At 75.5% G+C, this 12152-nt stretch carries 12 protein-coding genes; 11 read left to right on the forward strand and 1 reads right to left on the reverse strand.

Annotated features, from left to right (window positions below; genetic code table 11):
• Positions 1-9 precede the first annotated feature (9 nt).
• The 5 genes from GA0070609_RS00365 to ung all read left to right on the forward strand — a co-directional run bounded on the left by GA0070609_RS00365 (position 10) and on the right by ung (position 5063).
• The gene (locus tag GA0070609_RS00365) at positions 10-1479 is read left to right on the forward strand and encodes an NAD(P)H-hydrate dehydratase (RefSeq protein ID WP_088991935.1); all 1470 of its coding nucleotides are present in this window, start codon (positions 10-12) and stop codon (positions 1477-1479) included.
• Between the two features lie 57 nt (positions 1480-1536).
• Positions 1537-2655, forward strand: coding sequence for an alanine racemase (gene alr / locus GA0070609_RS00370; protein WP_088991936.1), 1119 nt, complete (start codon positions 1537-1539; stop codon positions 2653-2655).
• 76 nt (positions 2656-2731) lie between these two features.
• The gene (locus tag GA0070609_RS00375) at positions 2732-3805 is read left to right on the forward strand and encodes an alpha/beta fold hydrolase (protein ID WP_231928823.1); all 1074 of its coding nucleotides are present in this window, start codon (positions 2732-2734) and stop codon (positions 3803-3805) included.
• 13 nt (positions 3806-3818) lie between these two features.
• On the forward strand, positions 3819-4301 hold the full coding sequence (gene tsaE, locus GA0070609_RS00380) for a tRNA (adenosine(37)-N6)-threonylcarbamoyltransferase complex ATPase subunit type 1 TsaE (RefSeq protein ID WP_088991938.1): 483 nt from the start codon (positions 3819-3821) through the stop codon (positions 4299-4301).
• A 60-nt stretch (positions 4302-4361) separates the two neighbouring features.
• Complete coding sequence (gene ung, locus GA0070609_RS00385; protein ID WP_088991939.1) at positions 4362-5063, forward strand: uracil-DNA glycosylase; 702 nt, start codon at positions 4362-4364, stop codon at positions 5061-5063.
• Between the two features lie 58 nt (positions 5064-5121).
• Here ung and GA0070609_RS00390 read toward each other — a convergent pair whose 3' ends face one another.
• Positions 5122-5835 (reverse strand): helix-turn-helix domain-containing protein, encoded by a 714-nt coding sequence (locus tag GA0070609_RS00390; protein ID WP_088997392.1) that lies wholly within the window; start codon positions 5833-5835, stop codon positions 5122-5124.
• Positions 5836-6115: 280 nt separating this feature from the next.
• On the opposite strand from GA0070609_RS00390, the gene tsaB reads away from it, so the two are divergent.
• The 6 genes from tsaB to GA0070609_RS00420 are packed head-to-tail and all read left to right on the forward strand — an operon-like array spanning position 6116 to position 12129.
• Entirely contained in the window at positions 6116-6793 is a 678-nt protein-coding gene (gene tsaB / locus GA0070609_RS00395; protein WP_088991940.1) for a tRNA (adenosine(37)-N6)-threonylcarbamoyltransferase complex dimerization subunit type 1 TsaB, read from the forward strand.
• Entirely contained in the window at positions 6790-7269 is a 480-nt protein-coding gene (gene rimI, locus GA0070609_RS00400) for a ribosomal protein S18-alanine N-acetyltransferase (protein WP_088991941.1), read from the forward strand. Before tsaB ends, rimI begins: the two co-directional genes overlap by 4 nt.
• On the forward strand, positions 7262-8308 hold the full coding sequence (tsaD, locus tag GA0070609_RS00405) for a tRNA (adenosine(37)-N6)-threonylcarbamoyltransferase complex transferase subunit TsaD (protein ID WP_088997393.1): 1047 nt from the start codon (positions 7262-7264) through the stop codon (positions 8306-8308). The genes rimI and tsaD overlap by 8 nt, the downstream gene beginning before the upstream one ends.
• 11 nt (positions 8309-8319) lie before the next feature.
• The gene (locus GA0070609_RS00410) at positions 8320-8574 is read left to right on the forward strand and encodes a hypothetical protein (RefSeq protein WP_088997394.1); all 255 of its coding nucleotides are present in this window, start codon (positions 8320-8322) and stop codon (positions 8572-8574) included.
• A gap of 58 nt (positions 8575-8632) precedes the next feature.
• On the forward strand, positions 8633-10333 hold the full coding sequence (locus GA0070609_RS00415) for an ABC transporter transmembrane domain-containing protein (RefSeq protein ID WP_088991942.1): 1701 nt from the start codon (positions 8633-8635) through the stop codon (positions 10331-10333).
• Positions 10333-12129, forward strand: coding sequence for an ABC transporter ATP-binding protein (locus tag GA0070609_RS00420; RefSeq protein ID WP_088991943.1), 1797 nt, complete (start codon positions 10333-10335; stop codon positions 12127-12129). Before GA0070609_RS00415 ends, GA0070609_RS00420 begins: the two co-directional genes overlap by 1 nt.
• Positions 12130-12152 lie beyond the last annotated feature (23 nt).

Below are 12152 nucleotides of genomic sequence, written 5' to 3' on the forward strand. Positions count from 1 at the left end.
CGGAGTGGCATGAGACCGGTGTGGCGGGTCGCGGACGTACGGGCGGCGGAGGCGGGACTGATGGCCACCCTGCCGCCCGGGACGCTGATGCAGCGCGCCGCCGCCGGGCTGGCCCGCCGCTGCGCGTTGCTGCTCGCCGACCGGGGCGGGGTGTACGCGGCCCGGGTGCTGCTGCTGGTCGGCTCCGGGGACAACGGCGGCGACACCCTCTACGCGGGCGCGCGGCTGGCCCGGCGCGGCGCGGCGGTGTCCGCGTTGCTGCTGAACCCGGGCCGGGCGCACGCCGGCGGGCTGGCCGCGTTCCGGGCCGCCGGAGGCCGGCTGGTGGACCGGCCGCCCGCCGTGGTCGACCTGGTGCTGGACGGGATCGTCGGGATCGGCGCCAGCGGAGGGCTCCGGGAGACCGCCGACCAGTTGGCGGCCAGCCTGGTGCGGCACTGCGGACGCGACGGCGACCGGGCCACCGTGGTCGCGGTGGACGTGCCGAGCGGGGTGGCGGTGGACACCGGCCACGTCCCGCTGGCCGCCTCCGGCCGGCCGAACGCGGTCCGCGCCGACGTCACGGTGACCTTCGGCGCGCTGAAGCCGGCCCTGGTGGTCGGCCCGGCCGCTCCGCTCGCCGGTCAGGTGGAGCTGGTCGACATCGGGCTGGCGCCGTGGCTGCGCGGCACCCCGGCGCTGCGGGTCACCGAGTGGTCGGACGTGGTCGACTGGTGGCCCCGGCTGGGCGCGGCGTCGGAGAAGTACAGCCGGGGCGTGGTCGGGGTGGCCACCGGCTCGGCGACGTACCCGGGCGCCGCGGTGCTCTCGGTCGGCGGCGCGCTGGCCGGCCCGACCGGCATGGTCCGCTACGCCGGTGGCGCCCGAGCGGAGGTGCTGCACCAGCACCCCTCGGTGATCGCCACCGGCCGGGTCGCCGACGCCGGCCGGGTGCAGGCCTGGGTCTGCGGCTCCGGGTTGGGCACCGGTGAGGAGGCGGCCGGCGAGCTGCGGGCCGTGCTGGCCGCGCCGGTGCCGGTGGTGCTCGACGCGGACGCGCTCACCCTGCTGGTCGACGGCTCGCTCGCCGACCAGTTGCGCAAGCGGGACGCCCCGATCGTGGTCACCCCGCACGACCGCGAGTTCACCCGGCTCTGCGGGGAGAGCCCGGGCACCGACCGGGTCGCCGCCACGCTGCGACTGGCCGCCTGGATGAACGCGGTGGTGCTGCTCAAGGGGGACCGCACGGTGATCGGCACGCCGGACGGGCAGGCGTACGTCAACCCGACCGGTACCCCGGCGCTGGCCACCGGGGGCACCGGGGACGTGCTGGCCGGGCTGCTCGGCTCGCTGCTCGCGGCCGGAGTGCCGGCGGCCCGGGCGGCCGCGATGGCCGCGTACCTGCACGGGCTGGCCGGCCGGGAAGCGGCCCGGGGTGGCCCGGTGACCGCGCCCGACGTGGCGGACGCGCTACGCCCGGTGCTGGCCCGGCTCGGCTGAGCGGCGGGCTCGGCCGGCCTCGGCCGACGTGATCGGCCCGGAAAGTAGGCTGGGCCCATGTGGCAGGCCGAGATGCGCGTCGACCTCGACGCGATCCGCGAGAACGTGAGCCAGCTCCGCGCCGGCACCGGTGCCGAGCTGATGGCGGTGGTCAAGGCCGACGGGTACGGCCACGGCATGGTCCCGGCCGCGCGGGCGGCGCTCGACGGGGGTGCCGACTGGCTGGGCGTCTGCACCCTGGACGAGGCGCTGGGTCTGCGGGCGGCCGGCATCACCGCCCCGGTGCTGGCCTGGTTGCTCGCCCCGGGGCTCCCGCTGCACCAGGGGGTCACCGCCGGGATCGACCTGGGCGCGGCGAGCCTGCCCCAGCTCGACGAGATGATCGAGGCGAGCCGGCTGGCCGGGCGTCCGGCCCGGCTGCACCTCAAGATCGACACCGGGCTGTCCCGGGGTGGCGCGACGGTCGCCGACTGGCCGGCGCTGCTCGACGCCGCGGCCAAGGCCCAGGCGGACGGCCTGGTCGAGGTGGTCGGGGTGTGGAGCCACTTCGTCTACGCCGACATGCCCGGGCATCCGACCACCGACCGGCAGCTCGCCGTCTTCCACGAGGGGCTGGCCATGGTCGAGCAGGCCGGGCTGCGCCCCCGCTACCGGCACCTGGCCAACTCCGCGGCCACCCTGACCCGGCCGGACACCCACTTCGACCTGGTCCGGCCCGGGCTGGCCGTCTACGGCCTCTCCCCGGTGGCCGGCGAGACCTACGGGCTGCGGCCGGCGATGACCGCCCGCGCCCGGGTGATGCTCACCAAGCGGGTCGCGGCCGGCTCCGGCGTCTCGTACGGCCACACCTACACCACCGAGCGGGAGGCCAACCTGGCAGTGGTGCCGCTCGGCTACGCGGACGGGGTGCCCCGGCACGCCTCCAACAGCGGCCCGGTCCAGCTCGGCGGCAAGCGCCGGACGATCTCCGGTCGGGTCTGCATGGACCAGTTCGTGCTCGACTGCGGTGACGACCCGGTGGCCGCCGGCGACGTGGTCACGCTGTTCGGCAGCGGCGCCGACGGCGAGCCCACCGCCGACGACTGGGCCGAGGCGGTCGGCACCATCAACTACGAGATCGTCACCCGGTTCGGCGGCAGCCGGGTGCCCCGGGTCTACGACGGCGAGCGTCCGTGAGCGCGAGGCGTGAGCCGGGTCTGCGAGCCCCGCAGGCGCGAGCCAGGGTGGTGCCGTGAGCGGTCAGAAACACCGCATCCCGCGCCCGCGTACCGCGACGGGCAAGGTCGCCGGCCTGGTGGGGGCCGCGGTCGGGGTGGCCGCCGCCGGGCTCGCCGCCGGCGTCGCCACCGAGCGCGCGCTGGTCCGCCGGCTCAAGGCCGACCCCGCCGACCGGTACGCCCACGAGGTCTTCGGCGAGCCGCCGTACGACGAGTCGTTCCGGCTGGAGATGCCGGACGGCACCGACATCCACGTCGAGGTGGTCGAGCCGACCCGGCCGGTGGCCGGCAACCCGACGGTGGTGCTGGTACACGGCTTCTGCCTGGACATGGGCACCTTCCACTTCCAGCGCAAGATGCTCGCCGAGCGGGGCGAGCACCGGGTGGTCGCGTACGACCAGCCCGGCCACGGCCGGTCCGGCCGGCTGGAGACCGGCGAGTACGACCTCACCGTGCTCGGCCGCACGCTGCGCGCGGTGATCGACCGGGCCGCCCCGGAGGGGCCACTGGTGCTGGTCGGCCATTCGATGGGCGGGATGACCATCATGGCCTTCGCCGAACTCTTCCCGGAGATGTTCGGTCACCGGGTGGTCGGCACCGTGCTGATGGCCACCTCGGGCGGCCTGCTCGCCGAGACCAAGCTGGTGGCGCCAGCGCTGCTCGGCCGGGTCGGCGCGCCGGTGCTCTACATGGTCGGCAACGTCACCCGCTACGGCGGCAGCGTGATCGACCGGGCCCGCAAGTCCACCACCAACGTCGCCTGGCTGCTCACCCGCCGGTACGGCTTCGGCACCCGGAACCCGAGTCCGGCCCTGGTCTCGTACGTGGAGATGATGAACTCCCGTACCTCGGCGGACACGGTGACCCGCTACCTGCGCACGCTGGCCACCCACTCGCGGTTCCCGGCGCTGGCCGCGCTGGCCGACACGCCGGTGCTGGTGGTGGTGGGCGACAAGGACATGATCACCCCGGTGACCCACTCGGAGGAGATCGTGCGGCGGCTGCCGCACGCCGAGTTCGTCAAGATCAACGACAGTGGGCACGTGGTGATGCTGGAGCACGCCGACGAGGTCAACGCCGCGCTGGCGCGCTTCCTCGAATCGTTGTGAGCATGGAGGAACCGTGACCCACGTGGTCAAGCTGCCCACCGTCACCGACACCCACGAGTTCGGTCGCCGGCTCGCCGGCCTGCTGCGCGCCGGCGACCTGGTGCTGCTCACCGGTCCGCTCGGCGCCGGCAAGACCGCGCTGACCCAGGGCATCGGCGCCGGGCTGGGGGTACGCGGGGACATCACCTCGCCGACCTTCGTGATCGCCCGGGTGCACCAGCCCGACCGGGCCCGGGGTGGCCGGGTGGCGCTGGTGCACGCCGACGCGTACCGGCTGGGCGAGGCGGCCGACCCGCGGGCCGAGATCGACGACCTCGACCTGGACGCCTCGGTGGAGGAGTCGGTGACCGTGGTCGAGTGGGGCGAGGGGATGGTCGAGCAGCTGGTCGACGCCCACCTGCGGGTACGCATCGACCGGCGGGACGACGACACCCGGGTGGTGGAGCTGGAGCCGGTCGGCGGCGACTGGGCACATCGCCTGGCCGGCCTGGGCTGAGCGCTGTCGTACCCGCTGCCTAGAGTTCGGCCGACCGATTCGACCGGCGAAAGGTTGCCGATGCCCGACGACGCCCCCACCCTCGACCTGCTGGCGCTGCTGCCGGCGGACTGGCGGGCCGTGCTCACCCCGCACCTCGACCCGGCCCGCACCGCCGCGCTGGCCGGCTTCGTCGCCCGCGAGTACGCGACCGCGACGGTCTACCCGCCGGTCGAGGACCTCTTCTCCGCCTACCGGCTCTGCCCGCCCGACGGCTGCCGGGTGCTGATCCTCGGGCAGGACCCGTACCACCGGGCCGGGCAGGCGCACGGGCTGAGCTTCAGCGTCCGCGAGGGGGTGACGGTGCCGCCGTCGCTGCGCAACGTCTTCAAGGAGCTGGGGGAGGACCTCGGCGTGCCCAAGCCGCGCAGCGGCAACCTCGACGGCTGGGCCGCCCAGGGCGTGCTGCTGCTCAACTCGGTGCTGACCGTCCGGCAGGGCACGCCGGGCTCGCACGCGAACTCCGGCTGGGAGGAGTTCACCGACGCCACCATCCGGGCCCTGGACGCGCTGGACACCCGGGTGGTCTTCCTGCTCTGGGGCGGCTACGCGCGCAAGAAGGCCGCCCTGGTCACCAACCCCCGGCACGTCGTGCTGGAGGCCGGCCACCCCAGCCCGATGAACCCCCGGGGCTTCCTCGGCAGCCGCCCGTTCAGCGCGGCCAACAAGGCGCTGGCCGACGCCGGCCTGCCCACCATCGACTGGGAGCGCTCGGCCGGCTGACGGCTGGGTAGTCCCGCGGGCTCGGCCGGCTGGGCCCGTTGGCTCGGCCTGTGCCGGGTCAGCGGGTCCGGTCGGTGGCGGCGGGGTGTGCGCGGCTCCGGTAGCGGCGCAGCAGCCCGGCGGCGCCCGGGTCGGCCAGCTCCACGGCGATCAGCGGCACCACCCGGTAGCCGCGTTCGCCGTGCCGCACCTCGACCGTCTCGGGCAGCTCGTCGCACATCACGGCCCGCAGCTCCCCGTACCGGGTCAGCCATCGGTGGGCGCCCGGTTCCTCGGGCTCCACCGGCACCCCGCCGAACTCGCCCCACCGGTCGTGCCACCGCTGTCCGTAGGCGGTCCTCAGCCAGGCGGTGAACCGGGCCGAGTCGCGCCAGCGGACCGCGATCTCCACGGCGTCGACCGGCACCGGCGCACCCTGGAGCGCCGCGGCAGTGGCACCCGCGAGCACGTGCGGCAGGTCGCCGAGGCGGTCCAGGATCCGGTCCAGCCCCAGGTCGCTGACCCGCTCGGCCAGCGGCCGGGCGGCCAGCTCGGCCATCCGGGCATCGAGTTGCGCGTCGAGCGGCTCCACCATGACCGCCAACTGGAGGTCCATTGCCGCGAGCAGCCGCTCCAGCAGCGGCACGCTGGGCGAGCGGTCGCCGCGTTCGATGCGGGCGACTGCCGCCTGGCTGACCCCGACCAGCTCGGCCAGCTCACGCTGGCTGAGTTCGCGCAACTCGCGCTGCTGCCGGACCGTGGTGCCGAGGAGGGTGACCAGACGGGATGACATCCCGGCATGGTGGGCCATTCGAGGAAGAGCCTGATACCTCAGAGTCATCAATATGACTCTCAGGTATCAGGCTCGAAGAGCAACATGGCCGGTCCCGACGACACGCCCACCGCTCAGCCCTGAGCCGAGGTGCGGGCAGAGCCAGATAAAGCCGACGGGCGAGGTGGAGCCGCGGCCAGGTGCGGCGGCGGTGTAGGGCGTGGTCGGGCTGTGCCGAGGGTTGGACGGGCGGGGCGGGCGTGCGTCAGGGGTGGGGGCGGGGCGGCTAGGCTGGCATACCGTGCTCGTACTCGTGGTGGACAGCTCCACGCCCGCGGTGACCGCGGCCCTGATGGAGGTCTCGGCCGACGGCGTCGCGCTCCGCGCGCAGCGGAGCACCGTCGACGCCCGCGCGCACGGCGAACTGCTCGCCCCGCAGGTCGACGCGGTCCTCGCCGACGCCGGCGCCCGTCCGGGTGACCTGGCGGCGATCGTCGCCGGTCTCGGTCCCGGCCCGTTCACCGGGCTGCGCGTGGGGCTGGTCACCGCCGCCACGATGGGCCAGGTGCTCGGCATCCCCACGTACGGCGTCTGCTCGCTGGACGCGATCGGCCACCCGGCGGCCGCCGGGGAGCCGGTGCTGGCCGCCAGCGACGCGCGGCGCAAGGAGATCTACTGGGCGGTCTACGACGGCGCCGGTCAGCGGCTGGTCGGGCCGGAGGTCTCCGCCCCGGCGGTCGCCGCCGAGCAGGCCCGGGGGCTGGCGGTCACCCTGGCGGTCGGCGACGGCGCCCACCGGTACGCCGACGCGCTCGGCCTGCCGCTCCGGGCGGAGCCGCGCTACCCGGATCCCGCGTCGCTGGCCGCCCTGGCCGCCGAGCGGATCCGGGCCGGTGCCCCCGGCGAGCGGCTCACCCCGCTCTACCTGCGCCGCCCGGACGCCGTGGCGGCGACCGCGCGCAAGCCGGTCCTGCCGTGAGCGTGGTCCACCTGGAGCCGTTCCGTTGGTGGCACATCGACGAGGTGCTGCCGATCGAGGCGGACCTGTTCGGCCCCGAGCAGTGGTCGGCGGCGATGTTCTGGAACGAACTGGCCAACGGGCACTTCTACCTGGTGGCCCGCGACGACGACGGCGCGCTGCTCGGCTACGCCGGGCTCACCGCCGTGCTGCCGGACGAGGCCTGGGTGCAGAACATCGCCGTCCGCCGGGACGCCCAGCGTCGCGGCATCGGCCGGCTGCTGCTGGAGGCGCTGCTCGCCGAGGCCGCCCGGCTCGGCGTCCGCAGCACCCTGCTGGAGGTCTCGGCGGACAACGCCCCGGCCCAACGGCTCTACGCCGCGTACGGCTTCGAACCGATCGGGGTACGACGCGGCTACTACCAACCGAGCAACACCGACGCGCTGGTCATGCAGCGCGTCGCGGCGGCGACCGGAGATGGGACCGACCGTGGCTGACGAACCACTGATCCTCGGCATCGAGACTTCCTGCGACGAGACCGGGGTCGGCATCGTGCGCGGGCACACGCTGCTCGCCGACGCGCTCGCCTCCAGCGTCGAGCAGCACGCCCGGTTCGGCGGCGTGGTGCCCGAGGTGGCCAGCCGGGCCCACCTGGAGGCCATCGTGCCGACCATGGACCGGGCGCTGGCCGAGGCCGGGGTGACCCTCGCCGACATCGACGCCATCGCGGTGACCTCCGGTCCGGGTCTGGCCGGCGCCCTGCTGGTCGGGGTGGCCGCGGCCAAGGGGTACGCGCTCGCCGCCGAGAAGCCCGTCTACGGGGTCAACCACCTCGCCGCGCACGTGGCGGTGGACACCCTGGAGCACGGCCCGCTGCCCGAGCCGGCGATCGCCCTGCTGGTCTCCGGCGGCCACTCGTCCCTGCTCCGGGTCGACGACCTGGCCCGCGGCGTCACCCCGCTCGGCGCCACCATCGACGACGCCGCCGGTGAGGCGTTCGACAAGGTCGCCCGCCTGCTCGGGCTGCCGTTCCCCGGCGGCCCGCCGATCGACCGGGAGGCGCGCGCCGGCGACCCGGCGGCGATCGCCTTCCCGCGCGGCCTGACCGCCGCCAAGGACCTCGCCGCCCACCGCTACGACTTTTCCTTCTCCGGCCTGAAGACCGCGGTGGCCCGCTGGGTGGAGGCACGGCAGCGGGCCGGCGAGCCGGTGCCCGTCGCCGACGTCGCCGCCTCCTTCCAGGAGGCGGTCTGCGACGTGCTGACCGCCAAGGCGATCGACGCGTGCCGGACGGACGGCATCGACACGCTGGTGATCGGCGGCGGCGTCGCGGCCAACTCGCGGCTGCGGGCGATGGCCGAGCACCGCGCCGCCAAACACGGCATCCGGGTCCGGGCGCCCCGGCCGAAGCTCTGCACCGACAACGGCGCGATGGTGGCCGCGCTCGGCGCGCACCTGGTCGCGGCGGGCATCGCCCCCAGCCGGCTGGACCTGCCCGCCGACTCGGCCATGCCGCTCACCACGGTCAGCGTGTGACGGGGGCCGACGTGATCGTCCGGATGTGGGAGGCGCGCGCCGAGCCGTACGGGGTGGCCGACCTGATCACCTGGGTCTGCGACACCGCGCTGCCGGAGTTCGACCACGACCCGCTGCACCTGTCCAGCGAGGTGTTCTCCTCCACCGACCACCGGGTGGTGGTCATCTCCAAGTGGCGGGGCAACCCGCGCGCGCTGCCCGATCCGCCTCCCACCCTGCTCGCCCGGCCGCCGCACTCGTGGGACTTCACGCAGGTCGACCGCTGACCGCCGGCCGGTAATTGGTTCGCGGGGCGGGCGGCCCGACGTCTAGCGTCGAGGGGCTATGCGCTCCTTACCGGCCGGTGATCCCGGCGTACCCGACTCGCGGTCGGCGACCCGCTACCTGGTGTGGCTGGCGCTGCGGCACAAGGCCGTGTTCAGCGCCGGCATCGCCCTCGGCGTGCTCTGGATGGTCGCCCAGGCGCTGATGCCCGCCGCCGTCGGCCGGGCCGTGGACGGGCTCACCCGCCGCGACGAGGGCGCCCTGGTCACCTGGGGGCTGGTGCTGCTCGGCCTGGGCGTGCTCCAGGCGGTCGCCGGCATCCTGCGGCACCGGTGCGCGGTGTTCAACTGGCTCGCCGCCGCGTACCGGACGGTGCAGCTGACCGTGCAGACCGCCAACCGGCTCGGCGCCGCCCTGCCCCGCCGGGTGGCCGCCGGCGAGGTGGTGAGCATCGGCACCGCCGACATCAGCCACATCGGCCACGCGATCGACATCACCGCCCGGGGCACCGGCGCGGTGGTCGCCATCGTCACCGTCGCGGTGATCCTGCTCGGCGCCTCGGTGCCGCTCGGCCTGGTCGTGGTGCTCGGCGTACCGCTGCTGATGGCGGTGGTCGGCCTGCTCATCCGGCCGCTGCACCGGCAGCAGCAGGCGTACCGGGACTCCGAGGGGGCGCTGACCACCCGGGCCGGTGACATCGTCTCCGGGCTGCGGGTGCTGCGCGGCGTCGGCGGCGAGCCGGTGCTGTCCGCCCGATACCGGACGCAGTCGCAGGCGCTGCGCGCCGACGGCGTACGGGTGGCCCGGGTCGAGTCGCTGCTGGAGGCGGCGCAGGTGCTGCTCCCCGGCGCCTTCCTGGTGCTGGTCACCTGGCTCGGCGCCCGGTTCGCGCTGCGCGGCGAGATCAGCGCCGGCCAGCTGGTCGCCTTCTACGGCTACACCGCGTTCCTGGTCAGCCCGCTGCGGCAGCTCACCGAGGCGGTGGACAAGCTGACCCGTGGCCACGTGGCCGCCCGGCGGGTGGTCCGGCTGCTCCGGCTCACCCCGGAACTGGCCGAACCGGCGCGGCCGGCGCGCCTGCCCGACGGTCCGGGCGAGCTGGTGGACGTCGAGTCCGGGGTGACGCTGCGCCCCGGCCGGTTCACCGCGCTCGCCGCGACCGCGCCCGAGGAGGCCGCGGCGATCGTGGATCGGCTCGGCCGGTACGTCGACGGGGAGGCGACCCTGCACGGCGTACCGCTGCGGGACCTGCCGCTGGCCGCGGTGCGTGAGCGGATCATGGTGGCCGACAACGACGCGCACCTGTTCACCGGGTCGCTCCGGGCGGAGCTGGACCCGCACGACACGGCCGACGACGCGACGATCGCGGCGGCGCTCGCCGCGGCGAGCGCGACGGACATCGTCGACGCGCTGCCCGACGGGCTGGACAGCGCGGTCGCCGAGCGGGGCCGGGAGTTCTCCGGCGGGCAGCAGCAGCGGTTGCGGCTGGCCCGGGCGCTGGTCGCCGACCCGGAGACGCTGCTGCTGGTCGAGCCGACCAGCGCGGTCGACGCGCACACCGAGGCGCGGATCGCGGACCGGCTCGCCGTCGCCCGCGCCGGCCGGACCACCCTGGTCTGCACCACCAGCCCGCTGGTGCTCGGCCGGGCCGAACATGTGATCTTCGTGGAGGACGGCAAGGCGGTGGCCGAGGGGACGCACGCCGAGCTGCTCGACGGCGAACCGCGCTACCGCGCCACGGTGAGCCGGGAGGAGGGCTGATGGGCACCGCACTGCCGGTCGCCGACGCGGCGCAGGTGCGGCGGTACGCGCGCGGCCTGGTCCGCCGGCACCCGCGCGCGCTCGCCGCGGCGCTGGCCCTGCACGCGCTGGCCGCCGCGGCCGGCCTGGTCGCGCCGCGGCTGCTCGGCGACCTGGTCGAGGGGATCTCCCGGGGCACCACCGGCACCACGGTGGACCGGATCGCCCTGCTCATCGCCGGGTTCGTGGTGGTGCAGTCGGTGCTGGTGCGCTTCGCCCACCTGGCCTCGGCCCGGCTCGGCGAGCGGGTGCTGGCCGAGCTGCGCGAGGAGTTCGTCGACCGGATGCTGGCCCTGCCGCTGGCCACCGTCGAGCGGGCCGGCACCGGCGACCTGCTCACCCGTACCTCCCGGGACGTCTCGGCGTTGTCCCGCACGGTCCGCTTCGCGGTGCCGGAGACGCTCATCGCGATCGTCACCGCCGGCTTCATCATCGGCGCGCTGGTGCTGGTCGGCCCGCTGCTCGCGCTGCCCTGCCTGATCGCGGTGCCGGTGCTCTGGGCCGGCACCCGCTGGTACCTGCGCCGCGCGCCGCAGGGCTACCTGCGGGAGAACGCCGCCTACTCCGACATCACCGACGGGATCAGTGAGACCGTCGAGGGGTCGCGGACCACCGAGGCGCTGCGGCAGCAGGCGCGCCGCCGGGCCCGCATCGACGCCGACATCCGCCGGTCGTACGCGGCCGAGCGGTACACCCTCTGGCTGCGCACCATCTTCTTTCCGGTCGCCGAGATCGGGTACGTGGTGCCGGTGGCCGCCACCCTGCTCATCGGTGGCTGGTTCTACCTGGAGGGCTGGGTCAGCCTCGGGCAGGTCACCGCCGCCACCCTCTACGTGCAGCAGCTCGTGGACCCGGTCGACCGGCTGCTCTCCTGGCTGGACGAATTCCAGGTCGGCGGCGCCTCGATGGCCCGGCTGCTCGGCGTGGCCGGCGACCCGCCCGCCACCCCGGCCGTCACTCCGGCCGCCGCTCAGGCAGCCCCGGCCGCCGCCGACCGGGCGGGCGACGCGGGGCCGGACGCGGACCGGCGGCTCGCCGCCCGCGACGTCCGGTACGCCTACCGGCCCGGCCGGGACGTGCTGCACGGGGTGACCCTGGTGCCGGAGCCGGGCGAGAAGCTGGCCATGGTGGGCCCGTCGGGCGCCGGCAAGTCCACCCTGGGGCGGCTGCTCGCCGGGGTGCACGCGCCCCGCTCCGGTTCGGTGACGGTGGCCGGCCGGCGGCTGGACGAACTGCCCCTGGACGAGCTGCGCTCGCACGTCGCGCTGGTCACCCAGGAGCACCACGTCTTCATCGGCACGCTCCGGGAGAACGTGGCGATGGTCCGCCCGGGCGCCGACCAGGCGGCCGTGGAGTCGGCGCTGGCCGCCGTGGACGCGCTGGACTGGGCGCGGGCGCTGCCGGACGGGCTGGAGACCGTGGTCGGCTCCGGCGGGCATCCGCTCTCGCCGGCCCAGGCACAGCAGCTGGCGCTGGCCCGGCTGGTGCTGGCCGACCCGCACACCCTGGTGCTCGACGAGGCCACCTCGCTGATCGACCCCCGGGCCGCTCGGCACCTGGAGCGTTCGCTGGCCGCCGTGCTGGCCGGCCGGACGGTGATTGCCATCGCGCACCGGCTCTTCTCGGCGCACGACGCGGACCGGGTGGCGGTGGTCGAGGACGGCCGGATCACCGAGCTCGGCCCGCACGACGAACTGGTCGCGGCCGGTGGCCCGTACGCCGCCCTCTGGCGCTCCTGGCACGGCGACCGGCCCTGACCGGCCCGGACCCCACGCTGTCC

The organism is Micromonospora echinaurantiaca (assembly GCF_900090235.1).
Lineage (GTDB): Bacteria > Actinomycetota > Actinomycetes > Mycobacteriales > Micromonosporaceae > Micromonospora > Micromonospora echinaurantiaca.